We start from the raw sequence: 26,561 nt of genomic DNA, 5'->3' as shown, positions 1-26,561 counted from the left end.
AATCGGATTTGTATTACTACTGGTGATGCACGGATCTGCTGTGCCTGTTACCGATGATATTTATACGCTCGAAGAATGTGAGAGCCGCGCAGTTCAGATGATGACTGTGCGGAATGTTGAATTAGTGTGTGCGGAGGTGGTTCGTGATTAATTGGTATTATGTAGCCTTAGAAAAACATGATGACCCTATCGAAATTTAAGCAACAATAAAAAACCGATTCAGGGTAAAGGTTCCGTCATGGGATATGGATATGACAACACAAGACCTCATTGCTATTAAAAATAAGATAGAGGAGATATTACGTGATGAACAAATATCGTGACAAATCAGACTCTGAGATTAATAAGGCTGTGGCTGATTTTTATTTGACGCGGGAATACAGATTCAACAGTGCCGATAAAATCGTTGAACTTATGGATATAGATTTGTCTTGTGAGTTTGGCGGTGAAATTAACCTAAAAGATAAGTACGTCACTGGCACGTTCGACCCCTGCAACGACCCGGCGGACGCAATGCCGATTGTTATTGAGAATGGAATATGCATGAATTATATCGATAAAGATATTGGTTGGGGCGCATATCATTTTGATGAAGAAAAAGGCGAGCTGGAAATTTACGATAAAAATTATTATCGCGCAGCTATGATTTGCTTTCTGATCATGAAGGACGAGGAGAATGAAAAAGTATGACCTTCTGTTAGCCGATCCCCCTTGGTCATATAGCAACAAATCCTCAAATGGCGCAGCAGATAACCACTACAACACCACCGATTTTTATTCCCTCACCCGCTTACCCATCGAAAAAATAGCCTCTGACAACTCCGTACTCTGCATGTGGTACACGGGTAACTTTGTCCGTGAGGCTTACGAACTGGCTGAAGCGTGGGGATTTAAAGTGCGTACCGGCTTCGGGTTCGTGTGGGTGAAGTTGAACAAAAACGCCGGGGGTCGGATAGATAAGTATCCGCCGGAGGATTTCTTTGATTTCATGGAATTGCTGAACTCAGAGACGCGCATCAACGGCGGCAACTATACCCGCGCTAGTGCAGAGGTATGCCTGATTGCTACCAGGGGTCGTGGACTTGAACGCCAGTCGGCCAGCGTCAGGCAGATAGTGTATTCATGTCTCGGTGAGCACAGCGAGAAACCGAAGGAAGTACATCACCGGCTGGAAGAGTTATACGGAGATGTCCCGCGCATTGAACTATTTGCCAGGGAGAAATACGGCGGGTGGGATGTATACGGGGATCAGGTGCCGGGAAGTATTGAGTTATGACACCACAGGAAGCAGAGAACGGACGCAGACGAGTAGCAAGGGAATGCCTGAAGGAATTAATGCAGTACACATCAGACGAACAACACACCGCAATACTCGACAAATACACACCGAAATTTAAACCACTTAATCACCTGCGCTTTCCTGAGAAGAAAGAGCCCGGGTATTACGTGCGTACGTTACAGCAGGAGGATGAAGTATGGGGGTTGCAACTAAACCCACTTTAACCAGAGGCAGAGCCCTAACTTTATATTGGCCGACCGTAGACGCCTACCCGATGGATAGCCGTGAAGCCTGTGCCTTCATGGGAATATCTTACCCTACCCTGAAAAAATGGATTGATTCCGGCAGGCTTTCCGGCTCGAGAAAAGATCCGCTTAAGCCCAAATCGCCGTGGCAGTTTACCCGTGCAAATTGCATTGCAGCCATCAACTACAAAATGCACAATACGCCGGAAAGCGTGATTAGTGCGGAAGAGGAAAGGATATGTCAATCTTCCGGAGAGGCGAGATATGGTACGCCAGTTACTCGCACAATGGTAAAAGAATTAAGGAGTCGCTTGGTACAACGGACAAAAAACAAGCGCAGGAGTTGCATGATAAACGAAAGGCCGAGCTGTGGCGCGTAAGCTCACTGGGTGAAACTCCGAAGGTTACTTTTGAGGTTGCCTGTACGCGGTGGCTCGAGGAAAAATCAGGCAAAAAATCTCTTGATGATGATAAAACCAAAATACTGTTTTGGCTCGGTCACTTTGAAGGGATGCACCTGGCAGATATTGATGAGATTAAAATCTATGATGCTGTCAGTAAGCTGAAAAATCAGAAGCTGAAAGAAAATTGGGAAAAGCATATTTCCGGCAGGAAGCGGCGCGCAGTCAGTAAAAAATCAGAGCCGGTTTCTGTAGCAACCAAATCTGCTTACCTGGCTTTCATCAAGTCACTGCTCCGCGCCGCTGAACGCGACTGGAAGTATCTCGATAAAGCCCCGAATATCCGGGTGCCAAAACCGAAGAATAACCGGGTCCGATGGCTCGAGCCACGGGAAGCGAAACGCCTGATCGATGAATGCAGTGAACCTCTTAAATCTGTTGTGACATTTGCTCTGGCTACCGGCCTGCGGCGCTCCAATATTATTAACCTGGAATGGTCACAAATAGATATGCCGAGAAAAGTAGCGTGGATTCCCCCAGATCAGACCAAATCAGGGAAAGCATTGGGTGTTGCTCTTAACGACACTGCGTGCCGCGTCCTGCGTGAGCAGATAGGCAATCACACAAAGTATGTTTTTGTGCATACGAAGGCTAAAAACAGATCTGACGGCTCAATGACTCCGGTTGTCAGAAAAATGCGCGTTGACGGTAATACTGCGTTCAGGACTGCACTTAAACGTGCCGGTATAGAAAACTTTCGTTTTCACGACCTTCGCCACACATGGGCGAGCTGGTTAATTCAGGCAGGAGTACCGCTGTCCGTATTGCAGGAAATGGGGGGATGGGAATCAATAGAAATGGTACGCCGGTATGCTCACCTGGCACCGGGTCATCTGAGCCAGCATGCGCAGCAAATCGATGCTGTTTTTGGTGAGGATGTCCCAAATATGTCCCACCCGACCCTGATCGTGGTTGGTGAGCACAAAAGAAAAACCCGCTAACTGGTTGAGAGTTAACGGGTTTAATATGGTGCCGGCTACCGGAGTCGAACTGGTGACCTACTGATTACAAGTCAGTTGCTCTACCAACTGAGCTAAGCCGGCTAATTTGGCGGAAGGATAGAGATTCGAACTCTAGGACGGTCTCCCGTCGGCGGTTTTCAAGACCGCTGCCTTAAGCCACTCGGCCATCCTTCCATGGGGCGCGATTATGCTGAAAAATGAGGAACCTGTCTACCCCTGTGAGCAAAAAAATCCGATTTTTTTGTTTGTCTGCTCAACATTCACGCACCGGACAGGTCTGAAGGCCGAATACTGCTGTTATTGTGGCGGGAATTAGTATGATAGAATCACTTCCCGGTGAATTTACAGTCAAGTACTTACAATAAGGTCACAACGGAACATATGTACAGACAGTCACATTCCAAGCCTTATGCAATACCCGGCTTTTATGCATCATTTGTTTCGTTATTAGTCTTATCTCTCTTTTTATACGGATATAACTATTACGATGCCTGGCTGGGAAGCAAAAAAGGCGCATTATACAGTTTCAGCAACCGGATAGAACATCAGGTTGAAACGTACCGTTATCAGTCCGCTGAGCTGTTCAGGCTCGCCAATACCGCGGATACAGAGAAACGGCCGGAGCTCGTCCCTCCGCACAAGATCCTCAATGATATTTACTGGATTGACAGCCGGGTGCCGGTTGTGGATGCCATTCTGTTCGGTCAGACTAATGATGATACCTACGCTATCGCGCGGCGCTTTTCGGATTATCTGACGATTCTGTGGGGCGGCGAGAATCAGTTTAACTCCATGTATTACCTTAACGGGCTGGATAACAGTCTGCTGCTGGTTACATCCCATTCAGCCCTGCGTCCGGAACTGCGCTACCGTGAAAGCCCGCTGACGCTGGGCGCCGATGAAAAACGGGCGGAAATGCTGGCAGATTCCACCGCACTGGATGAACGGGAGACACTCTCCTCCTTTACCAAGATGCCGTCAGAATCCACGTATTACTATACCTACCGCGCAATGTTTAATAATCCCGGTCAGCTGACCAGCGTGGTGGCGTTTGATTTGCCGGTGAATAACCTGGTGCCTGATAATCTGGATTTGTCCAACCTGTCACTGATTCCGGCCGCCTCCCATAACCTCAGTAACCGCCAGAATGCCGTGCAAATCAGTATTAACGGTCTGTCGCTGAAACTCAGTTACCGCCTGCGTGAAATGCCGTATCAGGTGGTTTACCAGCTCTCACTGCTGTCACTGGCAGAAGAAATGCTGGCCGCCAATATCTGGCTGTTAATTTCTGTTTTTCTGTTCAGTATGCTCTCGGTGGGCGGACTTATTTATATCCGCAAGCGATTCATCTCCCCGCTCAATGCATTAGTCCGTCAGGCCAGAAACAGTGAGGCGATAACCAATGAAATTGTGGCACAGGTGCCTGTCGGGCTGGCGATTTATGATTTTTCCGCCAATAAACGACTGGTCAGCAATACGATCGCCAGCCAGTTACTGAATCTCAGCGACCTGAACAAAACCCGCGATATGGCCCGGGAACACCAGGGCCGTATCCAGACCACTATTGATAATGTGGTGTATGAAGTCAGTATAAATCCGGTTCGTAATATGAATGATACGTATCTGATTCTGTTCCGTGATGTCGATCAGGAAGCGCTGACTGCCCGCCGCCTGCAATTGTCTGACCGTGAATATAAGAAAAGTATCAAGGCTCGTCAGTCTGTATTATCGAATATCCGTTCGGAGCTGGTCGTTCCGGTCAAAAAACTCGGTAATGACCTGCATACGCTGGTGCCGTATATTACCGACCCTGCCGGCAGCCGTCTGGCAGAGAGAGTCGTGACGGAGTCCGGTTACCTCAGTGAGTGGATCGAAAATATTATTTTGCTGGCCGATCTGGAAACAGATGACTGGAAACCAACCAATGATGAATTCCTGTTGTCACAAATGGCTGAGGATATTGTTAAACAATTTTCACATCAGATAAATGACAAAGGTATTCCGCTTTATTTTCATAACGCGATTAACAAGCAGCTGAATTATATTGGTGACGGTCCTGTTATCAGTAAAATATTTTTATTACTGCTGAATTATGCGGTCAGTAATTTAAAATACGGAAAATTGGTTATTCGTCTTAAGAATATATTTAAAGATGAACATAATAATATCAAGTTAGAAATAATCGCCAGCGGCTCCGGTTTACCGCAATCAGACCTCGCTAATCTGCATGATCCGTTTATGTATCCGGTTGCGGATACCGCAGATCGTCCTAATTCCGGTCTGGCATTTTATTTGTGTGATTTATTATGTAAGAAGCTGAAAGGTGAGCTGAAAATAGACAGCAAACCGGATATCGGCACCCACTATACTGTCGAGCTGCCGCTGCCTGCCACGGAGATGATTGGTGAACCGTCAGGGGTGCTGGAAGATACGCTGTTTAAGATAAATATCATTAACCCGAGCATTCGGGAAATAATTAACACAATTATAATTGAAAACAGCGGAATTTTATTTGATAAAAATCGCGCATTATTGCAAGATGAATATGACATCCTGATAACTGACTTTGATAAGAAAGCGAGAAAGCCAATTCTCTTTTTACGAAATGACATTATTGAACACCGAATGATTACACCTTCCCTTGTGGAGTGTAATTATAATTTCAATGATGAAATTCTGAATGCTATTACGCTGCTTATCGAACAAAGCTTAACTTCGGATGAGTTTGATGATAGATTCTTACCCGGGGATCCGGGTATTAATACAGCAGCGCTTTCCGTCAGGGAAGTTGTTGCATTATATAAAAATCAGCTGGCGCAAAGTACGTATAAAGATTTGTTTGCCACCACAGTACCTCCTGATATAAGTAAGATGTACACGGAAGCAGAATTAAGTGAATTGCAGCCACTGGCGCTGACAGTACATCGGGTCAAAGGGGTCTTTGCTGTGCTCGACTTTGATTATCTGAAATCACGCTGTGAAGATATAGAACGCTATATCGCTGACAAAAACAAAATAAAGGTGGATGAAGGTATCCGGGAAATTGATGCCATTGTCACTGAATTGCTGCAGCAAGGTAACCAAGAGTATGAATAACCTGAATGTTATTATCGCCGATGATCATCCTATTGTTCTGTTCGGGATAAAGAAGTCTCTGGAACAACTGGAAACGGTTAATGTTGTTGGTGAATTTGAAGACTCTACTTCTCTTATCAACAGCTTAGCACGCCTGGATGCGGATGTTTTGATCACTGACCTCTCCATGCCGGGAGATAAGTACGGTGATGGTATTACACTGATTAAGTATATCAAACGCCATTATCCTGACCTGGCGATTATTGTGCTGACGATGAACAATAATCCGGCGATCCTCAGCGCTGTACTGGAGCTGGATATCGAAGGGATCGTACTGAAGCAGGGTGCACCGGCTGATTTGCCGAAAGCACTGGCTTCTTTACAGAAAGGGAAAAAATTCACTCCTGACAGTGTTTCCAAGCTACTGGAAAAAGTGAATGCCAACGGATACGGTGATAAACGTCTGTCCCCGAAAGAAAGTGAAGTTCTGCGGCTGTTTGCTGAAGGGCACCTGGTTACTGAGATTGCGCGGAAACTGAACCGCAGTATCAAAACCATCAGCAGCCAGAAAAAATCCGCTATGCTGAAACTGGGTGTGGATAACGATATCGCGCTGCTGAATTATCTTTCATCTGTAACTATCGACAGTCACAGAGACGAGTAATCCGGAAGCGTATTACCGTACCGATGCAAAAACGCCATTCAGATGAATGGCGTTTTTTTATCCGGCTGTTTATTATTTTCATTCCGGCCCGGGAGGGGTAACCTGCGGGATGTAGCGCTGCATCATGGTTTTCAGCGCCTGCATGGATACCGGTTTGGAGAGGCAATCATTCATGCCGGAAACCAGGCAGCGCTCCCGCTCCTCCGCCATGGCGTTAGCGGTGATCCCGATAACCGGCAGTGTCATGCCCTTCTCCCTCAGCGTGCGTGTCAGGTCATAACCGTTCATATTCGGCATATTGACATCCGACAGAATAATATCCACTTCATGAGTTTCGAGGAAATTAAGCGCATCCAGTCCGTCATCTGCGGTTGCCGTATGGAAGCCGAACAGATGCAGCTGGTCAGATAACAGGTGACGGTTAATCGGGTGGTCATCCACAATCAGTATCCGGACATGCTGTGTCTGCTGATTATCAGGCAGCAACGGCGGCGGCAGTTCATCCGCTTCCTGACGACGGTTATTCAGGCAGTCAGAGACAAAATCAGACAGCCCATCAAGCTGATGGGTATTATGCCGCCAGCGATTACCGCCCTGCGGCACCGGTTTATCGGTATAACCGGCATCCAGTTCAATCAGCAGCCGTGCCTGTTTCATCTCCGGGGTTACCACATCCGTTATCACCACCGCACCGGAAATATCACTGCATTCTGACAGCGACACCGGCACCGGAGCAATATCCTGCCAGTAACGCCGCATGTAATCCGCCAGAACCCCGTTACGGAATTCAAAGACCAGCGGTACTGTCAGCGGTACCCTATCCGCATGAGAACCGGGCGTATACGCGGTATAGCACGGGAAACGTATCCCGAACAGACTGCCGACCTCTTTCTGCGATTCGACCATCATATCGCCGTCCATCAGAGAGATCAGTTTTTCACAAATAGGCAGGCCCAGCCCGGTCCCTTGTGACGGACTGTCTGTGTTCGGGATTATCTGATAGAACGGATCGAATAATTGCCGCAGTTCATCCCCGCTGATACCACCGCCGGTATCCTGAATATCCACATGCAGATATTCACCGCAGACATAGACATGAATGCACACCATCCCGACGTGAGTATATTTAATCGCGTTATTAAACAGGTTGGCGATAACCTGCTGCATCCTTACCGGGTCATTACAGACCAGTTCCGGTACGTCCTTTTCAATAAAGCAGTACAGAGAAAGGTGTTTTTTCGCCACCAGCGGCAGGTAGTTTGCCACCACAAAATGAATATGCTCGCGGAAGTTAAACTCTCTCGGCTCAATTTTCAGCTGTTTGGATTCAATTTTAGAGAAATCGAGAATATCACTGATAATCTTCAGTAATAATGAAGAGGAGTTATTCATGGTGCCAAGCAGACGCTGTGCATCCTGTGAATGCGCCATGGACTGTAACAGTTCCAGGTTACCGATAATGCCGTACAGAGGGGTACGCAGTTCATGACTGACCGTGGCAAGGAACATGGATTTCGACTGGTTAGCCTGTTCTGCCGCCTGTGCCGCATCCTGTAACGAGCTTTCCAGCTGAACACGGGCGCTGATATCCACCAGCACACAAATCGCGACTTCCTCGTTCTGGTAACGCGAATGGACAAAGCTGACCTGCAGATGCCCGCCGTTACGGGTCACCATATCCTCCATCCCCTGCCGTTTATCTTTTATCAGCAGACCGATGCGGTTACGATCCTCAAATGAAAGCATGCGCCAGTAATTATGAGCCAGCTCATTACTCAGCAGCGCTGTACCGTCAAGGGTGCGCAGAATACAGATCCCGACAGGCGCGGAGGCCACAATTTTATGGTTAAACTGCTCGTGCTCTTCCAGACGTATTGCGCTGTTCTCCGCCGGCATAAATATCCGCCGTTCCAGCAGCCAGGTAAACAGCCCGATAATAATGGCGGAAATCAGGTTAAGAATCGCACCGTAGAGGATCTGGAATTTCAGTTTTTCATAGATTGAATTCAGCGGCGTGGTATACACCACACTCAGCATCGACGGCGCCAGTCTGCGTTTGAAGACCAGTTGGGTAAATCCGTCGTCATAACCGAAATAGTTATCGTCCACCAGATAACGGTCTTTATTTTTCTGGGTGTTAATTTCTTCCGGATAGGAGAGCACGACATCGTCCTGCTCATTAATAATCACCATATTGGCCGGAAAATCGCGCAGACGGTTAAAGTTTTCCAGTTGCAGGTTACGCTCGATTCCCATCAGCGCGAGAAAACGACCGTCGTAATACAGCGGCATCATCACAAACAGACTGGCCATTCCCTGATTGCCGCCGGGTGCTGCCCAGTAAATCGTGCGTTCTTTGCCCTGGCTTTTCAGCCGGAAATAGTTCTGAGAATAATCATTTACCATTCTGCGCAGCGTTTCGCTGCTGGTGGAGAGGTTACGGATCGGAAATGAAACCATACATAAACTTTTCGAGCCGACCAGAAAAACCTGATTCAGCCCCGTCGGGGCAGCAATATTATTTTGCCAGTAGGTCAGGAGATCTTTAAACGCGATAATATAAGGGCCGCTGCCGGTACGGAAAGCCGCGCAGTCACCCTTGGTATTCAGTGCCCGGTAATCAATAAAAAAGCCATCAGTGGTACGATCAGCCGGCTCCCCCGGACGCACTTCTTTATTTTCGACAAACCGTTCATTCATATAACGGATATCGCGGGTAATATCGGTGGATTGCCGGAAATAGGCTAATAAGGCGTCGTAATCAGAATAATATTGCTGGCGGATGTCATTGCGCATTCCGTTATAGATATTCAGTAAATAGAATACCGTCACCAGCGCACCCAGCCCCCATAACATCACACCGACGATCCGGAACAGGTAACGCGAAATTTTCAGTGATGTCTGGAAAGATGAAAAGTATCTCAAGGGGGCTCCGCCAATAATGAATCTGATATATTCATGAGGTTTCAGACTGTTATGTCTAGGATATACCACTGTGCGATGTTTACAAAATCCCCGGGGTAAATAAAAAGCAGGAACAATATTATTGTTCCTGCTTTATCGGTTTTTCTGATTTATATTACCGGAAACCGGTGATATTAATCATTATTCTCTTCTGTATTATCATCAGATGCTGCATCTGTTTCTTCGCCGTCGTCAGAAAAATCAGTTTCATCTTCCTCCGGCTCAGCAACACGCTGCAAACCAACCACTTTCTCTTCTTCTCCGGTACGGATCAGCGTCACACCCTGGGTATTACGGCCCACGATACTGACTTCAGAGACACGGGTACGAACCAGCGTTCCGGCATCGGTGATCATCATAATCTGATCATCCGCATCCACCTGGATAGCGCCCACAACTTTCCCGTTACGCTCACTCACTTTAATGGAGATAACCCCCTGAGTGGCACGGGATTTGGTCGGATATTCAGCTTCTGCTGTCCGCTTGCCGTAGCCGTTTTCAGTGACGGTCAGGATTTCACCTTCGCCGCGCGGAATAATCAGTGATACCACCACATCATCGCCACTCAGACGGATACCGCGGACACCGGTTGCAGTACGGCCCATGGCACGGACAGCATCTTCCGCAAAGCGGACAACTTTACCGTCAGCAGAGAACAGCATCACTTCATTACTGCCGTCAGTCAGATCAACACCAATCAGTTCATCGCCCTCGTTGAGGTTAACGGCAATAATACCGGCGTTACGCGGACGGCTGAAGTCCTGAAGGGAGGTTTTCTTCACGGTACCGCTGGCAGTTGCCATAAAGACAAACTTACCTTCTTCATATTCACGGACAGGCAGGATAGCGGTAATACGCTCGTTCTGTTCCTGATCCAGCGGTAATATGTTGATAATCGGACGGCCCCGGGCACCACGGCTGGCTTCCGGTAACTGATACACTTTCAGCCAGTACAGCTTCCCTTTATTGGAGAAGCAGAGAATAGTGTCGTGCGTGTTCGCCACCAGCAGACGTTCGATAAAATCTTCTTCTTTGATACGGGCGGCAGACTTGCCCTTCCCGCCGCGGCGCTGAGCTTCATAGTCCGTCAGTGGCTGGTACTTCACATAGCCCTGATGGGACAGTGTCACCACGACATCTTCCTGACTGATCAGATCTTCAATGTTGATATCAGCGGTGTTTTCGGTGATATCAGTACGGCGCGCATCATTGAACTGATCTTTTGCTGCCTGAAGCTCTTCACGGATAACTTCCATCAGGCGCTCAGGGCTTTGCAGGATATGCAACAGACCGGCGATCAGTTCCAGTAACTCACGGTATTCATCGAGCAGTTTTTCATGCTCCAGGCCGGTCAGTTTCTGCAGACGCAGATCCAGAATTGCCTGAGCCTGAACTTCGGTCAGATGATACAGACCGTCGCGGATACCAAACTGCTCATCCAGGCCTTCCGGACGTGCGGCATCATCACCGGCACCGGCCAGCATTGCTGCAACGGTACCCAGTTCCCATGCCTGTGCCAGTAAACCGGCTTTTGCTTCCGCAGGCGTCGGTGCACGACGGATAAGCTCGATAATCGGGTCGATATTGGCCAGTGCAATCGCCAGACCTTCAAGGATATGGGCACGTTCACGGGCTTTGCGTAATTCGTAAATTGTCCGGCGGGTCACCACTTCACGGCGGTGGCGCACGAACGCACTGATAATCTCTTTGAGATTGAGGATCTTCGGCTGTCCCTGATGCAGGGCAACCATATTGATACCAAACGTGGTCTGCATCTGCGTCAGCAGATACAGGTTGTTCAGTACCACTTCGCCGACCGCATCGCGTTTGATTTCAATCACAATGCGCATACCGTCTTTATCGGATTCATCACGCAGTGCGCTGATGCCTTCCAGACGTTTCTCTTTAACCAGCTCGGCGATTTTCTCAATCAGGCGGGCTTTGTTCACCTGATACGGAATTTCATTAACGATAATGGTTTCACGGCCGGATTTTTCATCCGTTTCCACTTCGGCGCGGGCACGGATATGAATTTTACCGCGGCCGGTGCGGTAAGCATCGAGGATACCGCGGCGGCCGTTGATAATAGCAGCAGTCGGGAAATCAGGACCCGGGATGTGCTCCATCAGGCCTTCGATGCTGATATCTTCATCATTAATATAGGCCAGGCAGCCGTCGATGACTTCACCCAGGTTATGCGGCGGAATATTGGTTGCCATCCCGACAGCAATACCGGATGAACCATTAACCAGCAGGTTCGGGATGCGGGTCGGCATCACTTCCGGGATCATTTCAGTACCGTCATAGTTCGGTACAAAATCCACGGTTTCTTTATCAATGTCGGCTAACAGTTCATGGGCAATTTTCGCCATACGGACTTCCGTATAACGCATTGCTGCTGCGGAGTCACCGTCGATTGAACCAAAGTTACCCTGGCCATCCACCAGCATATAGCGCATTGAGAACGGCTGAGCCAGACGGACAATCGTTTCATACACAGCACTGTCACCATGAGGGTGATATTTACCGATCACGTCCCCGACCACACGGGCAGACTTTTTATAGGCTTTATTCCAGTCGTTACCCAGTTCTTTCATCGCGAATAACACGCGGCGGTGAACCGGTTTCAGACCATCCCTGACATCGGGGAGTGCGCGTCCGACAATAACGGACATGGCGTAATCCAGATATGAGCTTTTCAGCTCTTCTTCGATGTTAACGGGCAAGATTTCTTTGGCATTGTCGCTCATGGAGCCAGTATCCCTCATTCACTCCGGATTCAAAGGTGTGGAACTATACCACAAATCGCCAATGTTTAAAAAAAGAGATAGAGAAATCGGGAGAGTATTTTATTTCTGACGCATCCGCGTCCGGCATTGTATACTGACGCCATCGCGTATTCCGGCAGGTTCTGCCGCAGCAAGAGAGAGAATAAAGACCATGAATGATACCGCTTCCCCGCTGACAGCCAACGTCGATCCTGCCGAAATTAAAAAATTTGAGGATGTTGCCTCACGCTGGTGGGATCTTGAGGGTGAATTTAAACCGCTGCACCGGATCAATCCGCTGCGTCTGGCCTATATTCAGCAGCGGGTTAACGGTGTATTCGGAAAGAAAGTGCTGGATGTCGGCTGCGGTGGCGGAATTCTGGCAGAAAGTATGGCGCGGGAAGGTGCGGACGTCACCGGACTGGACATGGGCACCGAACCGCTTCAGGTTGCGCGCCTGCATGCCCTGGAAAGCGGTACGGATATCACCTATGTTCAGGAAACCGTTGAACAGCACGCTGAGCAGCATGCACAGCAGTATGATGTGGTGACCTGCATGGAGATGCTGGAGCACGTACCCGACCCTGCCTCCGTGGTACGGGCCTGTGCCCGCCTGGTGAAGCCGGGGGGCGATGTGGTGTTCTCCACCATTAACCGCAACAAAAAAGCCTGGTTTATGGCAGTTATCGCAGCAGAATATATCCTGAAGATGGTTCCGCCCGGCACACACGACGCGAAAAAATTTATCCGTCCGGCAGAACTGATTGACTGGCTGAATAACACCGGCCTGCGTGAGCAGCATATGACCGGCTTACATTACAATCCGTTAAGCGATAAATTCTGGCTGGCACCTAATGTGGATGTAAATTATATGTTGCATACGCGTTTTATTTTATAGTGTCAAGTTAATTGCTCCGCCGATTAATAAAACGCCAAACAAATCGCATTTTTCTAAAATTATCGCTTTGCGTAACAAGGTAAGCACAGTTTCATTTTGTCAGTGATCTCGGTGCTTACCACTCTGTCAGCGGGTGACTATCCTCAAGTTATCCACAAAAGATCCTGATTTTATGCACTTGATCCGGAGCGCATTTATCATTATCTTGTTACCCATCTTTTACAGACACACTACATCTTGTGTTTAAATCGCTCAGCGCCCGCTATTGACTTTCCCGGAATATTTGTTCCGGGGATCGTTTTTTATCGGGCGGATACACGTTATCAGCGCGTTAATCACAATAAGGTGTCATTTTCAAAACAGGGTATATCAACTGATGAACCAGAATCTGCTTGTTACCAAACGTGATGGTCACAAAGAACGTATCGATTTAGACAAAATCCACCGCGTCATTACCTGGGCGGCTGAAGGCCTGAATAATGTCTCTGTCTCTCAGGTCGAGTTACGTTCCCAGATTCAGTTCTACGACGGGATCCGTACCGCAGATATTCATGAAACCATGATTAAGGCGGCTGCTGACCTGATCTCCGCTGAAACGCCGGATTATCAGTATCTGTCCGCCCGCCTGGCCATTTTTAACCTGCGTAAAAAAGCCTACGGCCAGTTTGAGCCGCCTGCGTTATATGCGCATGTGCAGAAAATGGTTGCCGCCGGTAAATATGACGAAAATCTGTTAACCGATTATACCGAAGCTGAGTTTGACCAGATGAATGAGTTCATCGATCACTGGCGTGACATGAATTTCTCCTACGCCGCCGTCAAACAGCTGGAAGGAAAGTATCTGGTTCAGAACCGCGTTACCGGTGAAGTGTATGAAAGTGCACAGTTCCTGTATATCCTGGTTGCGGCCTGTCTGTTCTCGCATTACCCGAAAGAGACCCGTCTGGATTATATCCGCCGGTTTTATGACGCCACGTCAACCTTTAAAATTTCCCTGCCGACACCGATCATGGCCGGTGTCCGCACCCCGACCCGCCAGTTCAGCTCCTGTGTGCTGATCGAGTGCGGCGACAGCCTGGATTCCATCAACGCGACCTCCGGTGCGATTGTCAAATACGTGTCCCAGCGTGCCGGTATCGGTATCAATGCGGGCCGTATCCGTGCACTCGGCAGCCCGATCCGCGGCGGTGAAGCATTCCATACCGGCTGTATCCCGTTCTACAAACATTTCCAGACCGCGGTAAAATCCTGCTCTCAGGGCGGTGTGCGCGGTGGTGCGGCAACGCTGTTCTACCCGATATGGCATCTGGAAGTGGAAAGCCTGCTGGTGCTGAAAAACAACCGTGGTGTTGAGGGCAACCGTGTCCGCCACCTCGACTACGGCGTCCAGATCAACAAACTGATGTATGAGCGCCTGATCAAAGGCCAGGATATCACCCTGTTCAGTCCGTCGGATGTGCCGGGGTTATATGACGCGTTCTTCGCCGACCAGGATGCGTTCGAGCGTCTTTATGCGCAGTACGAGAAAGATCCGTCAATCCGCAAACAGACGCTGAAAGCGGTGGAACTGTTCTCCCTGATGATGCAGGAACGTGCGTCTACCGGCCGTATCTATATCCAGAACGTGGATCACTGTAATACCCACAGCCCGTTTGACCCGTTTATCGCGCCGGTGCGCCAGTCCAACCTGTGTCTGGAAATCGCCCTGCCGACCAAACCGCTCAACGACATGAATGATCCGAACGGGGAAATCGCACTGTGTACGCTGTCTGCGTTCAACCTGGGTGCTATTGAGAACCTCGATGAGCTGGAAGAGCTGGCAATCCTGGCAGTACGCGCCCTTGATGCCCTGCTCGATTACCAGGATTATCCGATTGAAGCGGCACGTAAAGGCTCAATGGGCCGCCGTACCCTGGGTATCGGTGTGATTAACTTCGCTTATTATCTGGCGAAACACGGCGTGCGCTATTCTGACGGCAGCGCAAACAACCTGACTCACCGCACCTTTGAAGCTATTCAGTATTACCTGCTGAAAGCCTCCAATGAGCTGGCGAAAGAGTACGGTGCATGTCCGTGGTTTAACGAAACCACCTATTCACAGGGTATTCTGCCGATCGACACGTACAAGAAAACCCTGGATCAGCTGACTAACGAACCACTGCATTATGACTGGGAAGGCTTGCGCGAAGAGATCAAAAAACACGGTCTGCGTAACTCCACCCTGTCCGCCCTGATGCCGTCAGAGACATCATCGCAGATTTCCAATGCCACCAACGGTATTGAGCCTCCACGTGGCTATATCAGCGTGAAAGCCTCGAAAGACGGTATTCTGCGTCAGGTGGTGCCGGAGTATGAGCGCCTGAAATCTGCCTATGAGCTGTTATGGCAGATGCCGGGTAACGAGGGCTATCTCCAGCTGGTGGGAATTATGCAGAAATTTGTCGACCAGGCAATTTCGTCCAACACCAACTATGACCCGACCCGGTTCCCGAGCGGCAAAGTGCCGATGAACCAGTTACTGAAAGATTTGCTGCTGGCTTATAAATACGGTGTAAAAACACTTTATTACCACAATACCCGCGATGGCGCGGAAGATACCCAGGAAGATCTCCCTGAGGAAGTGGTTATCGCCGACGATGATGGCTGTGAAGGCGGCGCGTGTAAAATTTAAGGTAAACAGAATGGCTTATACAACATTTTCACAGGTACACAATGATCAGCTCAAAGAGCCGATGTTCTTCGGGCAGCCGGTAAACGTTGCCCGTTATGATCAGCAGAAGTACCCGATTTTTGAATCACTGATTGAAAAACAGCTCTCCTTCTTCTGGCGTCCGGAAGAAGTGGACGTGTCCCGCGACCGCATTGACTACAATGCCCTGCCGGATCACGAAAAACACATTTTCATCAGTAACCTGAAATACCAGACCCTGCTGGATTCCATCCAGGGCCGCAGCCCGAATGTGGCACTGCTGCCGCTGATCTCCATTCCGGAGCTGGAAACCTGGGTCGAAACCTGGTCTTTCTCGGAAACCATTCACTCCCGTTCTTACACGCATATTATCCGTAATATCGTGAATGACCCTGCGGTGGTGTTCGATGATATCGTGGCAAACGAAGAGATCATCAAGCGTGCGGAAGATATTTCCGGCTATTATGATGACCTGATCCGGATGACCAATGAATATCATATGTTTGGTGAAGGTACGCACACGGCAAACGGTAAAACCTTTACGGTTACCCTGCGCGCCCTGAAACGTCAGCTTTATCTGTGCCTGATGAGTGTCAACGCACTGGAAGCGATTCGTTTCTATGTCAGTTTCGCCTGCTCCTTTGCCTTTGCCGAGCGCGAACTGATGGAAGGTAACGCCAAAATCATCAAACTGATCGCCCGTGATGAAGCCCTGCACCTGACCGGCACCCAGCATATGCTTAACCTGCTGCGCAGCGGCCAGGATGACCCGGAAATGGCGGAAATCGCCAAAGAGTGTGAGCAGGATTGCTATGACCTGTTTGTCCGCGCAGCGGAGCAGGAAAAAGAGTGGGCAGATTACCTGTTCTGCAACGGCTCCATGATCGGTCTGAATAAAGATATCCTGTGTCAGTATGTGGAATATATCACCAATATCCGTATGCAGGCGGTGGGTCTGCCTCTGCCGTTCAGCGTCCGTTCGAATCCGATTCCGTGGATCAACGCATGGCTGGTATCGGATAACGTCCAGGTGGCACCACAGGAAGTGGAAGTCAGCTCCTATCTGGTCGGTCAGATTGACTCTGAAGTTAATACTGACGAACTGAGTAACTTCGAGCTCTGATGTCCCGCTATAAAGTCACCCTGCATGGCAACATGCAGGGTATTCATCTGCATTATGTCAGTGAAGAACACAACAACCTGCTCAATACACTCGAACAATCCGTCCCGGTGGAATACCAGTGTCGCGAAGGCTATTGCGGTGCCTGCCGTGTCCGCCTGAAGCGCGGAAAAGTCGGTTACCGGCAGCGGCCGGTGGCGTTTATTAATGACGGTGAAATTCTGCCCTGCAGTTGTTACCCGCTGAGTGATATTGAAATCGAACTCTGAATGATAATGTGACCGGATCAGCAATCCGGTTTTTTTACGCCCGTAGTGTAACGATATCTTTACGATATACGTAATTTAAATTTGACACCTTTCCGGTTTTTCATTACGCTTTGCTCACATATTATTGATTGAAATATCATGAGGTTTTGGTGAAAAATCGTACACTCGGCAGTGTTCTGATTGTTGCGGGAACAACGATCGGTGCCGGTATGCTGGCAATGCCCCTGGCGGCTGCGGGGATCGGTTTTCCGGTCATTGCGGTTATTCTGATCGGCCTGTGGGCTATCATGAGTTATACCGCATTACTGATGGTTGAAGTTTATCAGTACAGTTCACCGGATACCGGCTTAGGCAGTGTCGCCCGTCAATACCTCGGATTACCGGGTCAGCTCCTGACCGGTTTCAGCATGTTATTGCTGATGTATGCGCTGACGACCGCGTATATCGGCGGCGCCGGGGAAATGATCTCCGCCAGCCTGCAAAACTGGTGGAAATTATCCGTTACACCGGGTACGGCTACTATCATCTTCACCCTCGTGGGTGGCCTTGTGGTGTGTGTCGGAACTCACTCCGTTGATTTTATCAACCGTATCCTGTTCACCGGCAAAATTATCTTTCTGATCATCATGCTCGCCGTCATGATGCCGCATGTGAATATGACTAACCTTGTCAGCATGCCGATCCAGAACGGTCTGGTGCTTTCCGCTATCCCTCTGGTGTTTACCTCTTTTGGTTTCCACGGCAGTGTGCCGAGCCTGGTTAATTACATGAACGGCGACAGCAAAAAGCTGCGCTTTATTTTCCTGACCGGCAGTGCCATTCCGCTGGTGGCGTATCTGCTGTGGCAGGTTGCGACCCTCGGCGCGATCCCGTCTGATACCTTCTTCGGTATTCTGGCGCAGAAATCCGGCCTTGACGGGTTACTGACCGCACTCAGCGAAACCGTTGCCAATAAATATGTGGATATCGCAGTCAGTCTGTTTATGGATCTGGCACTGGCCACTTCGTTCCTGGGCGTGGCGCTGGGGTTATTTGACTACCTGGCCGATCTGTTCAGACGCAAAAACTCCGCATTCGGCCGTACTCAGACCGGGATTCTGACGTTCGCTCTGCCGCTTATCTGTGCCCTGTATTACAAAAGCTTCACCGGTGCACTGGCGTATGCCGCGATGGCGCTCTCCTTCCTGGCGCTGATCCTGCCATCATTATTAGCGTGGAAAGTACGGCAGAACCCGAAAGCCGGTGCTTACCGTGTTGCAGGCGGTAATGGTGTACTGCTCTTTATCTTCCTGTTCGGCCTGCTGGTGGTCTCTATTGAGTTCATCAAAAGCGCCGGTTATCTGCCGAATATTTGATATCACCTTTCTGAGAATCAGCCCGGTCACCCCGGGCTGATTCTTTTGTATCTCAGTGCACTGCATTCAGCCGTTCAAATCCGGCGGTTAAATCCGCGATCAGGTCATCGGTGTCTTCCAGACCGATTTGCAGGCGCAGCGTCAGCCCGCCCGGCGGCCAGCGGGTAACGGTCCGGTAACGGCTGCAGTCAAACGGGATAATCAGGCTCTCAAAGCCACCCCAGGAATACCCCATAGCAAAAATATCCAGACCGTCGAGCATTCCGGCCAGATCACCCGGGGTATATTTTTCATCCAGCACCACAGAGAACAGACCGGACGACCCGGTGAAATCCCGCTTCCAGATCTCATGTCCCGGGCATCCCGGAAATGCCGGATGCAGCACTTTGCTGACTTCCGGACGGGACTGTAACCACTCCGCGACTTTCAGAGCCCGGTTCTGCGCCTCCTTCAGCCGGATGTGCAGCGTGCGCAGCCCGCGCAGAACCAGGAAACAATCTTCAGCTCCCGGCAGCATCGCCATCTGATCGTAGGTTTTGCGCAGTTCCGGCCACCACTGTTCATTGGCGGAAATAAGCCCCATCAGCACATCGGAATGGCCGCCGGGATATTTGGTTCCGGCTTCAAGGGAGATATCGCAGCCGTGTTCATGAGCACGGAAAAAGAGCGGAGTCGCCCAGGTATTATCAATAACAGTCGTAATATGATGACGTTTTGCCACCGCCGTAATCGCCGGAACATCCTGCACCTCAAAGGTCTGGGAGCCGGGGGATTCAAGGAAAATCACGGTTGTTTCCGGACGGATAAGGGATTCAATCCCCGCACCGATCAGCGGGTCATAATAGGTGGTGGTGACTCCCATCTTCGCCAGCAGACCGCCGCATAACTGCCGGGTCGGGTGATAGACAGAATCGGTCATCAGCAGATGGTCGCCACTCTTCAGTGTGGTCAGCAGAGCCAGAGTCACGGCACCGAGTCCCGACGGGGATAGAACCGTGCCTGCGGCACCGGTCAGCTCACTCCAGGCATTTTCCAGTGCCGCAATCGTCGGTGTACCGTCCGTGCCGTAATGGAATTCCGCACGGCGGTTGATCAGTGCATCATACGACGGAAACACAACCGTGGAGCCGCGGTATACCGGGGTATTCACAAATCCGTGCTGCGCTGCCGGGTTACGGCCGCTTTGCGTCAGCCGGGTTTCTCTCTGCAAAGAACGGCGGGATTGTTCTGACATAATCACCTCAATAATAGTCTGCCTGGTTACACCGTTATCCTGCCATAAGGGCGGCGCTTTCCTTAGTCGCTTTTCAGCTAAGATATGCCGTTATCCGCACCACCCGCACAATCGGCTGTATAACAAAATATTTAACGATTTTGCCGCATCACTATTATTAATAAGCCACGAAACCTTATATTATCAACAGATTAATTTTCACATGACGGAAAGAATATGGAATCAGAAATCAGGGACAGACGTCCGATAAAGGCCCGGCAGACCCGCTGGGCGACCGCTGCCGCCCGCCTGCTGCAACGGCGCGGCGCAACACCGAATGGTATCTCTGTTGCCGGTTCTGTCTGTGCATTGTTCGCCGCTGCCGCCTTATATGGTGCACTGAACAGTGAACTCACTGTGCTGCGTATCGTCCTGTTTCTGCTGACGGCGCTGATGATACAGGGGCGGCTTATCTGCAATCTGCTGGACGGAATGGTCGCGGTGGAAGGCGGACTGCGCAGCCCTGCCGGTGCCGTCTTTAATGATTTGCCGGATCGTATCTCAGACAGCCTTATTCTCGTTATTACCGGTTACGGGCTGGCCGGTTTTGTGGCCTATGCCCCGCAACTGGGCTGGGCGGCCGCCCTGATGGCGATGATGACTGCCTATGTCCGCGTACTCGGCGGCAGTTGCGAGCAACCGCAGAAATTTTCCGGTCCGATGGCAAAACAGCACCGGATGGCACTACTGACAGCAGGTACCGTTGCCGCCTGTTTTATCCCGCTGTATCAGGCTCAGTGGCTGTTTCTTATCATCCTGTGGGTGATCGCCCTTGGCGCACTCTGGACTGCTGTGCGCCGTACCCGCATACTGATAGCGGATTTACATAAGGATAATAAAGGATGACCCGTAAAACGTTTTCGCCGGATCAAAAAATTGTCTCGGCGCTGCTGGTGTCGGTATGCCGGTTTCTGACCGGCATCCGTGCAAAGCAGAACGCTCCGCTGCCGGAAGGCAAACCCTGTATTTATTACGCCAACCACTCCAGTCATCTCGACGGGCTGGTGATTTGGTCCTGCCTGAGCAACGCGGCACGCAAACATGTTCACCCGGTCGCCGCTCAGGATTACTGGGATAAAACCCGGTTCCGCCGTTATATTGCCAAACGCATATTCGGCGCGGTGCTGATCGCCCGCGGTAAAAAAATTGAACCGGCCGCTGACAATGAGCAGCAGAATGCCACCCCGGCTGAAAATCCGCTGGACGTGATGCAAAACGTCCTCAACAGCGGGGATTCCCTGATTTTGTTCCCGGAAGGCACGCGCGGCGACGGTGAAAAAATTCAGGATTTCAAAGCCGGACTCTGGCATTTATCACGTAATAATCCGGATGCCGTACTGGTACCGGTGTATCTGGAAAATCTCAACCGTGTACTGCCGAAAGGCTCGCGGCTGGTTGTGCCGGTGATCTGCACTGCCACATTCGGTGCCCCGGCTGAACCGGCCGGAGAAGAAGAGAGCAAAGCGGACTTTTTAGTGCGGACCCGCCTGGCGTTAGAGGCAATACATCATGAAAGATAATGAATTATTCTGGATCTTCAGCGGACTGTTCGGGTTCCTGGCGGTGGCAACGGTTATCGGTCTGATCCTGAAACAGATTAAGGGAAATACCTCCGTTATCAGCAACCTCAATGCCCGCATCCGTGCCTGGTGGCTGATGTGTATCATTGCGGCTGTCGCTATCAGTATCGGACCAATCGGTTCGGTGGTGCTGTTTGCCTTCATGTCCCTGCTGGCACTGCGTGAGCTTATCACGCTGACCCCGACACACCGCGCCGACCACGGCGCACTGTTCTGGTGCTTCTTTATCATCCTGCCGGTACAGTATGTACTGGTCGGTATCCAGTGGTATAACCTGCTGGCGGTCTTTATCCCGGTATATGCCTTCCTGTTTATCCCGACCCGGATGGTGCTGTCCGGCGATACCCGCCATTTCCTGGAGCGGATGGCAAAAATCCAGTGGAGTGTGATGATTGCAGTTTACTGCCTCAGTTATGCCCCTGCACTGCTGGTTCTGCCGATCCCGGGTTTTACGGATAATATCAATCTGCTGCTGTTTCTGATGATCGTGGTTCAGATTTCCGATGTGCTGCAATACGTATTCGGTAAGCTGTTCGGCAAGCACCCGATTGTGCCGAAACTGAGCCCGAATAAAACCATTGAGGGCTTTATCGGCGGGATCGTCAGTGCCAGCCTGGTCGGGATGGCGCTGTGGTGGGCCACTCCGTTCAGTCCGTGGGCCGCCTTCCTGCTCTCACTGATGATTTGCCTGGCCGGTTTTGCGGGCGGATTGTGTATGTCCGCTATCAAGCGGGACAGCGGGATCAAAGATTTCGGTGCGATGATTGAGGGTCACGGCGGCATGATGGACAGACTGGACTCCCTTTGCTTTGCCGCCCCGGTCTTCTTCCATGTGCTGAAATATTTTTATACCTGATAACAGAAAACCGGTGTGGTGATCCGCCGCACCGGTTCACCGGTTACCCCGCATTATGCTGATACGCCATCATCCAGCTGACCGCAAAATCCCGCATCTCCCGCGCACTGACCAGCAATGCCGCCGCACTACCAACATTTCCCTGCCGCACGTTGTTATTCTGCTGACAAAAATCCGCGACAATCTGTGCAAAATAGCCTTCCGGAAAACAGTCACACACCGGGTCCGCCGTATCAAACTCCTCACTCATCACCCAGTCCGTACTGCCGTCAGCCCGGCGCAGCGGTAATTCTTTGCGGCGGATGCGTTTATTCCTCAGCGGTGCAATGCTTTCCGCATGATGCAGCAGACTCATGGTATCCGCCGGCGCCCCCGGCATCAAAACCTTACCATCCTCAGCCACCAGCCGTGCAAACGGTGAATCCTCACCATACCCGTAACACAGCGGATGATTTTCCGTAAAATATGTCGCTTTTGCACCGATTGCCGCGACAGAGGCCCCCGGATTCGCACTGCGCAGCGCGCCCGGCCGGGTACGGAAACATTCGGCAAACACACCATGATCCGGATTTGCCCGGGAGGTCCGCACATCAAACGGCGTAATCAGCGGTTTCAGTACCGCCGGGACACATCCGTCATCCCCGGTGCTGTCTTCATAATTTTCCAGCCAGTTGACATAACACAGCAGTGTGCCGTTCTCACCGGTACACTGTAAAAGTGCATCAATAAGGTCATCCGCGCCGTTGAGACATGGCCCGGCTGCACGCAGAGAAGCATGTACCATCACCGTATCTCCCGGCTGTAAACCGAGTACCCGCAGTTGTTCTGCCAGCACCGGCTGTGACCAGTAATATTCATCACCAACAGCAATCATTTTTTGCATTTCAGCACCTTGTATTTATATTATTGATTCGGGTAATCCGCTGTTTTTATTATTTAAGGGAATAACATGATTCAGGAAATCCTGCTGATCCGTCACGGGGAACCGGTACCGGATAAGAAAACGCCGCTGGCACTGCGTGATCTGCATGCCTGGCTGGCAGAATATGATACGGGGGGCATTATTCCGCCATCCTCCCCGCCGTTATCCTTATCCGCAGAGGAGTTATCCCGCTATTTCCCGGTGGCCAGCCCGCTGTTCCGTACCACGGCATCACTGGCAGCACTCGGGATCACCCCCTGCGCCATTATTGACGAACTGCATGAAGCCGTACTTCCGCTGTTCTCACCTGCACTGCTGATGCCGGTAAAACTGCCGCCGATGTTGTGGGTGACGGCATTCCGCCTGTTGTGGCTGGCGGGTGGCGGAAAATCCGTTCCCTCCGTGGCACAGGTGCGTGAACGGGCGCAAAACGCTGCCAACATCCTGGCTGGTTATGCACAGGAACACGGTGCTGTGCTGGTCATGGCGCACCGGATTATCAATCATGCACTTCGTCCCGCACTGGAACAATCCGGCTGGCAACTGACAGAAAAAACACACAACAGTTATTGGGGGATGATGCGGTTCACCCGCACCGCATCACACCACTGACATCAGCCGGTGTATTCTGATCCGGATCTGCCTGCCGGATATTAAGGCGGTATTAATCTGTATAAATTGTCACGTCCCGCCGCACGTTCCGCCACATCCGCTCTGTTTTTCTTAATTTCCCGTATAAGACTCTGCCTGCGCTGTCCCGCAGGCTGATCATCTGCTGCCTCTTTGCTTATTTTTAAATAGTTATTGCCATTAAATGAATATTTATGTATTTTTAATTAAAAATCACGCATAAAAATGAGGTTGTTATGTTTAAGAAATTGGTCTTTGCAGGCTGTTTATCACTATTAGCATTCACCGGGGTAAGTCAGGCCAAAGAAACTTATGTGGTTGGTGCCGGCGGCACCTATCGTCCGTTTGAATTTGAGAACAGTGAAAAACAACTCGAAGGGTTTGATATCGATATTATTAAAGCGGTCGCCGCTGCCGAAGATTTTGATGTCAAATTAATCAACACGCCGTGGGAAGGTATTTTCGCCACACTGTCCGCCGGGGATCGCGATATTTTAATCTCCGGTATCACCATTACTGACAAACGGAAGCAGATGGTGGATTTCTCCGCCCCGTATTTCCCGGCAGAACAGGCGATTGTGGTGAATGAAAATTCACCGATAAGCGCATTATCTGAACTGAGCAAATATAACGTCGGTGTGGTGAACTCCAGCACCGGAGATATTGTGGTTTCTGATGTGCTAGGTAAAAACAGCACTGCCATCAAACGGTTCGATAATACCCCGCTGCTGTTACAGGAATTATATGAAGACGGTGTTGATGCAGCTGTCGGCGATGTCGGGGTAGTGAAGTTTTATATCAAAACCCATCCGGATAAGAAATTTAAACTGATTTACGACAATCATTTTGAAAAACAGTATTTCGGGATTGCCGTCGCCAAAGGTAATACCGAATTACAGGAAAAAATTAACCGGGGTCTGGCAAAAATCATTGCTGACGGAACTTATGCCAAGATCTATCAGAAATGGTTCGATAACGACGTACCTTCCCTGCCCGCGCAGTAATTTATTATTTATCTGATGAGAAACCCGCTCCTGCGGCGGGTTTGAACTGTTTTTTCAGGATGGATGTTATGTCAGCTTTCCGCTGGGAAATTATAGAAGAATACGCCCCGTTGTTTATGGAAGGGGCACTGATGACGATTAAATGTACTATTATCTGCGTCATCTTAGGGACCCTGTGGGGACTGACACTCGGTCTCGGCCGGACAGCCCGTGCAGAGCGCGGTCCGGCGAAATGGCTGTTGTTGTTCTTTGTACAGTATCCGGTACGGTTTTATGTCAGTGCATTCCGCGGTACGCCGCTGTTTGTACAGATCATGGTAGTACACTTTGCACTGGTGCCGCTGTTTATTAATCCGCGTGACGGACTGATGGTCACCGGCGGGATTATCTCTTCAGATACCGCCAGAATGCTGCGTTCAGACTATGGTGCATTTCTCTCCTGTATTGTTGCTATCACACTCAATGCCGGGGCGTATGTTTCCGAGATTTTCCGGGCCGGGATACAGTCCGTTGATCGCGGACAGACAGAAGCCTCCCGTGCACTGGGCATGAGCTGGGGAAAAACCATGCGCAAGGTGATCCTGCCACAGGCTTTCCGCCGTATTCTGCCGCCGCTGGGAAACAATGCCATCGCCATTGTCAAAGATTCCTCCCTGGCCTCCGCTATCGGCCTTGCCGACCTGGCCTATGCGGCGCGGACAGTGTCCGGTGCATATGCAACTTACTGGGAACCGTACCTGGTCATCTCCGTTATTTACTGGATGCTGACATTCCTGCTGGCACAGCTGGTTCAATACACCGAAAGAAGGTTGAGCAGAAGTGATTCACGTTAAAAATTTACAGAAAAAGTTCGGCGACACGCATGTACTGCGCGGTATCAGCTGTGATATCCGCCCGCAGGAAGTTGTTTGTGTGATAGGGCCGTCCGGCTCCGGGAAGAGTACCTTTCTGCGCTGCCTGAATGCCCTGGAGCGGGCGGACTCCGGTGAAATCGTGGTTAACGGCACCGATGTGTGTGACCCGAAAACCGACCTGAACCGGATGCGTGCACATGCCGGCATGGTATTTCAGCGCTTTAATCTGTTTCCGCATATGACCGTGCTGGATAATATCACGATGGCACCGCTGATGGTGTCCGGACTGAAAAAAGCTGATGCCCTGCTGAAAGCAGAACAATTACTGGAAAAAGTCGGTCTGCCGGACAAAATTGATGCCTGGCCGGAGAGTTTGTCCGGCGGACAACAGCAGCGGGTGGCCATCGCCCGTGCCCTCGCAATGGACCCGACCGTACTGCTGTTTGATGAACCCACCTCTGCCCTCGATCCCGAGCTGGTCGGCGAAGTACTGAATGTGATGAAAAATCTGGCACATGAAGGCATGACCATGGTGATTGTGACCCATGAGATGAACTTTGCCCGCGAAGTGGCAAACCGCGTCTTTTTTATCGACCAGGGGGTTATTCAGGAGTCCGGCACACCGGAGCAGATCTTTAATCACCCGCAAAATCCGCGTACCGCCGCATTTCTCAGCCGCGTGCTGTAGTTCAT

General features: G+C 50.4%; 22 protein-coding genes and 2 tRNA genes. 18 read left to right on the top strand and 6 right to left on the bottom strand.

The window, feature by feature from the left end; genetic code table 11:
• The first annotated feature begins 306 nt into the window (after positions 1–306).
• The 4 genes from R5268_RS08110 (at position 307) to R5268_RS08095 (ending at position 2,926) form a co-directional block, all read left to right on the top strand.
• Positions 307–690 (top strand): phage protein NinX family protein, encoded by a 384-nt coding sequence (locus tag R5268_RS08110; protein WP_317419159.1) that lies wholly within the window; start codon positions 307–309, stop codon positions 688–690.
• Positions 677–1,276 (top strand): MT-A70 family methyltransferase, encoded by a 600-nt coding sequence (locus R5268_RS08105; RefSeq protein ID WP_317419141.1) that lies wholly within the window; start codon positions 677–679, stop codon positions 1,274–1,276. Before R5268_RS08110 ends, R5268_RS08105 begins: the two co-directional genes overlap by 14 nt.
• Positions 1,273–1,503 (top strand): hypothetical protein, encoded by a 231-nt coding sequence (locus R5268_RS08100; protein ID WP_119312854.1) that lies wholly within the window; start codon positions 1,273–1,275, stop codon positions 1,501–1,503. Before R5268_RS08105 ends, R5268_RS08100 begins: the two co-directional genes overlap by 4 nt.
• Positions 1,504–1,762: 259 nt before the next feature.
• Entirely contained in the window at positions 1,763–2,926 is a 1,164-nt protein-coding gene (locus R5268_RS08095) for a site-specific integrase (RefSeq protein ID WP_317419138.1), read from the top strand.
• Positions 2,927–2,952: 26 nt separating this feature from the next.
• Here the strand turns inward: R5268_RS08095 and R5268_RS08090 are convergent.
• Positions 2,953–3,028 (bottom strand) — tRNA-Thr (locus R5268_RS08090).
• A 5-nt stretch (positions 3,029–3,033) separates the two neighbouring features.
• Positions 3,034–3,121: transfer RNA gene (locus tag R5268_RS08085), tRNA-Ser, on the bottom strand.
• A 207-nt stretch (positions 3,122–3,328) separates the two neighbouring features.
• Between R5268_RS08085 and rcsD the strand changes: the two genes are divergently transcribed.
• Both rcsD and rcsB read left to right on the top strand, forming a co-directional pair.
• Entirely contained in the window at positions 3,329–6,043 is a 2,715-nt protein-coding gene (gene rcsD, locus R5268_RS08080; RefSeq protein WP_107679366.1) for a phosphotransferase RcsD, read from the top strand.
• Positions 6,036–6,686 carry a response regulator transcription factor RcsB gene (rcsB, locus tag R5268_RS08075; RefSeq protein WP_046892372.1) on the top strand — a complete coding sequence of 217 codons (651 nt, stop codon included), beginning with the start codon at positions 6,036–6,038 and terminating at the stop codon, positions 6,684–6,686. Before rcsD ends, rcsB begins: the two co-directional genes overlap by 8 nt.
• Before the next feature lie 78 nt (positions 6,687–6,764).
• Here the strand turns inward: rcsB and rcsC are convergent, their stop codons facing one another.
• On the bottom strand, positions 6,765–9,611 hold the full coding sequence (rcsC, locus tag R5268_RS08070) for a two-component system sensor histidine kinase RcsC (protein ID WP_317419137.1): 2,847 nt from the start codon (positions 9,609–9,611) through the stop codon (positions 6,765–6,767).
• 173 nt (positions 9,612–9,784) lie between these two features.
• The gene (gene gyrA, locus R5268_RS08065; RefSeq protein WP_107679368.1) at positions 9,785–12,400 is read right to left on the bottom strand and encodes a DNA topoisomerase (ATP-hydrolyzing) subunit A; all 2,616 of its coding nucleotides are present in this window, start codon (positions 12,398–12,400) and stop codon (positions 9,785–9,787) included.
• 190 nt (positions 12,401–12,590) lie between these two features.
• Here gyrA and ubiG point away from each other — a divergent pair, with 190 nt between their 5' ends.
• The 5 genes from ubiG (at position 12,591) to tyrP (ending at position 18,749) form a co-directional block, all read left to right on the top strand.
• The gene (gene ubiG / locus R5268_RS08060) at positions 12,591–13,316 is read left to right on the top strand and encodes a bifunctional 2-polyprenyl-6-hydroxyphenol methylase/3-demethylubiquinol 3-O-methyltransferase UbiG (RefSeq protein ID WP_052927406.1); all 726 of its coding nucleotides are present in this window, start codon (positions 12,591–12,593) and stop codon (positions 13,314–13,316) included.
• Positions 13,317–13,692: 376 nt separating this feature from the next.
• Positions 13,693–15,987, top strand: a complete 2,295-nt coding sequence (nrdA, locus tag R5268_RS08055) for a class 1a ribonucleoside-diphosphate reductase subunit alpha (protein WP_107679369.1) — start codon at positions 13,693–13,695, stop codon at positions 15,985–15,987.
• Between the two features lie 10 nt (positions 15,988–15,997).
• The gene (gene nrdB / locus R5268_RS08050) at positions 15,998–17,128 is read left to right on the top strand and encodes a class Ia ribonucleoside-diphosphate reductase subunit beta (protein ID WP_107679427.1); all 1,131 of its coding nucleotides are present in this window, start codon (positions 15,998–16,000) and stop codon (positions 17,126–17,128) included.
• Positions 17,128–17,394 (top strand): class I ribonucleotide reductase maintenance protein YfaE, encoded by a 267-nt coding sequence (gene yfaE / locus R5268_RS08045; protein ID WP_046892376.1) that lies wholly within the window; start codon positions 17,128–17,130, stop codon positions 17,392–17,394. The genes nrdB and yfaE overlap by 1 nt, the downstream gene beginning before the upstream one ends.
• Positions 17,395–17,603: 209 nt before the next feature.
• Entirely contained in the window at positions 17,604–18,749 is a 1,146-nt protein-coding gene (gene tyrP / locus R5268_RS08040) for a tyrosine transporter TyrP (RefSeq protein ID WP_410795825.1), read from the top strand.
• Positions 18,750–18,801: 52 nt separating this feature from the next.
• Here tyrP and metC read toward each other — a convergent pair whose 3' ends face one another.
• Positions 18,802–19,983, bottom strand: a complete 1,182-nt coding sequence (gene metC, locus R5268_RS08035) for a cystathionine beta-lyase (RefSeq protein ID WP_317419135.1) — start codon at positions 19,981–19,983, stop codon at positions 18,802–18,804.
• 216 nt (positions 19,984–20,199) lie between these two features.
• Here metC and R5268_RS08030 point away from each other — a divergent pair, with 216 nt between their 5' ends.
• The 3 genes from R5268_RS08030 to R5268_RS08020 are packed head-to-tail and all read left to right on the top strand — an operon-like array spanning position 20,200 to position 22,458.
• Entirely contained in the window at positions 20,200–20,868 is a 669-nt protein-coding gene (locus R5268_RS08030) for a CDP-alcohol phosphatidyltransferase family protein (RefSeq protein WP_218455432.1), read from the top strand.
• On the top strand, positions 20,865–21,542 hold the full coding sequence (locus tag R5268_RS08025) for a lysophospholipid acyltransferase family protein (RefSeq protein WP_112550436.1): 678 nt from the start codon (positions 20,865–20,867) through the stop codon (positions 21,540–21,542). Before R5268_RS08030 ends, R5268_RS08025 begins: the two co-directional genes overlap by 4 nt.
• Positions 21,532–22,458 (top strand): phosphatidate cytidylyltransferase, encoded by a 927-nt coding sequence (locus R5268_RS08020; protein WP_218455431.1) that lies wholly within the window; start codon positions 21,532–21,534, stop codon positions 22,456–22,458. The genes R5268_RS08025 and R5268_RS08020 overlap by 11 nt, the downstream gene beginning before the upstream one ends.
• A 43-nt stretch (positions 22,459–22,501) precedes the next feature.
• Here R5268_RS08020 and aac(3) read toward each other — a convergent pair whose 3' ends face one another.
• Positions 22,502–23,341, bottom strand: a complete 840-nt coding sequence (gene aac(3), locus R5268_RS08015; RefSeq protein ID WP_218455430.1) for an aminoglycoside 3-N-acetyltransferase — start codon at positions 23,339–23,341, stop codon at positions 22,502–22,504.
• Positions 23,342–23,407: 66 nt separating this feature from the next.
• On the opposite strand from aac(3), the gene R5268_RS08010 reads away from it, so the two are divergent.
• The 4 genes from R5268_RS08010 to R5268_RS07995 all read left to right on the top strand — a co-directional run bounded on the left by R5268_RS08010 (position 23,408) and on the right by R5268_RS07995 (position 26,556).
• On the top strand, positions 23,408–23,992 hold the full coding sequence (locus tag R5268_RS08010) for a hypothetical protein (RefSeq protein ID WP_317419134.1): 585 nt from the start codon (positions 23,408–23,410) through the stop codon (positions 23,990–23,992).
• 254 nt (positions 23,993–24,246) lie between these two features.
• Positions 24,247–25,014 (top strand): basic amino acid ABC transporter substrate-binding protein, encoded by a 768-nt coding sequence (locus tag R5268_RS08005; protein WP_046892383.1) that lies wholly within the window; start codon positions 24,247–24,249, stop codon positions 25,012–25,014.
• A 68-nt stretch (positions 25,015–25,082) separates the two neighbouring features.
• Entirely contained in the window at positions 25,083–25,847 is a 765-nt protein-coding gene (locus R5268_RS08000; RefSeq protein ID WP_046892384.1) for an amino acid ABC transporter permease, read from the top strand.
• The gene (locus R5268_RS07995) at positions 25,834–26,556 is read left to right on the top strand and encodes an amino acid ABC transporter ATP-binding protein (RefSeq protein ID WP_218455428.1); all 723 of its coding nucleotides are present in this window, start codon (positions 25,834–25,836) and stop codon (positions 26,554–26,556) included. The genes R5268_RS08000 and R5268_RS07995 overlap by 14 nt, the downstream gene beginning before the upstream one ends.
• Positions 26,557–26,561: the final 5 nt, after the last annotated feature.

The organism is Morganella sp. BCCO 40_0007 (assembly GCF_032989665.1).
In the GTDB taxonomy this organism is placed as follows: domain Bacteria; phylum Pseudomonadota; class Gammaproteobacteria; order Enterobacterales; family Enterobacteriaceae; genus Morganella; species Morganella sibonii.
Note: the sequence above shows the minus strand (reverse complement) of the source record. Positions and strands in the feature narration are given on the sequence as shown.

Bases quoted from the DNA above. Each gene is read 5' to 3' on its own strand.
- tyrP (WP_410795825.1), top strand. From the start codon at position 17,604: ATGCTGGCAATGCCCCTGGCGGCTGCGGGGATCGGTTTTCCGGTCATT.
- R5268_RS08025 (WP_112550436.1), top strand. From the start codon at position 20,865: ATGACCCGTAAAACGTTTTCGCCGGATCAAAAAATTGTCTCGGCGCTG.
- nrdA (WP_107679369.1), top strand. From the start codon at position 13,693: ATGAACCAGAATCTGCTTGTTACCAAACGTGATGGTCACAAAGAACGT.
- metC (WP_317419135.1), bottom strand. From the start codon at position 19,983: ATGTCAGAACAATCCCGCCGTTCTTTGCAGAGAGAAACCCGGCTGACG.
- rcsB (WP_046892372.1), top strand. From the start codon at position 6,036: ATGAATAACCTGAATGTTATTATCGCCGATGATCATCCTATTGTTCTG.
- rcsD (WP_107679366.1), top strand. From the start codon at position 3,329: ATGTACAGACAGTCACATTCCAAGCCTTATGCAATACCCGGCTTTTAT.
- R5268_RS08030 (WP_218455432.1), top strand. From the start codon at position 20,200: ATGGAATCAGAAATCAGGGACAGACGTCCGATAAAGGCCCGGCAGACC.
- R5268_RS08005 (WP_046892383.1), top strand. From the start codon at position 24,247: ATGTTTAAGAAATTGGTCTTTGCAGGCTGTTTATCACTATTAGCATTC.
- R5268_RS08095 (WP_317419138.1), top strand. From the start codon at position 1,763: ATGTCAATCTTCCGGAGAGGCGAGATATGGTACGCCAGTTACTCGCAC.
- ubiG (WP_052927406.1), top strand. From the start codon at position 12,591: ATGAATGATACCGCTTCCCCGCTGACAGCCAACGTCGATCCTGCCGAA.
- R5268_RS08110 (WP_317419159.1), top strand. From the start codon at position 307: ATGAACAAATATCGTGACAAATCAGACTCTGAGATTAATAAGGCTGTG.
- nrdB (WP_107679427.1), top strand. From the start codon at position 15,998: ATGGCTTATACAACATTTTCACAGGTACACAATGATCAGCTCAAAGAG.
- gyrA (WP_107679368.1), bottom strand. From the start codon at position 12,400: ATGAGCGACAATGCCAAAGAAATCTTGCCCGTTAACATCGAAGAAGAG.
- yfaE (WP_046892376.1), top strand. From the start codon at position 17,128: ATGTCCCGCTATAAAGTCACCCTGCATGGCAACATGCAGGGTATTCAT.
- R5268_RS08020 (WP_218455431.1), top strand. From the start codon at position 21,532: ATGAAAGATAATGAATTATTCTGGATCTTCAGCGGACTGTTCGGGTTC.
- R5268_RS08010 (WP_317419134.1), top strand. From the start codon at position 23,408: ATGATTCAGGAAATCCTGCTGATCCGTCACGGGGAACCGGTACCGGAT.
- R5268_RS08000 (WP_046892384.1), top strand. From the start codon at position 25,083: ATGTCAGCTTTCCGCTGGGAAATTATAGAAGAATACGCCCCGTTGTTT.
- R5268_RS08105 (WP_317419141.1), top strand. From the start codon at position 677: ATGAAAAAGTATGACCTTCTGTTAGCCGATCCCCCTTGGTCATATAGC.
- R5268_RS08100 (WP_119312854.1), top strand. From the start codon at position 1,273: ATGACACCACAGGAAGCAGAGAACGGACGCAGACGAGTAGCAAGGGAA.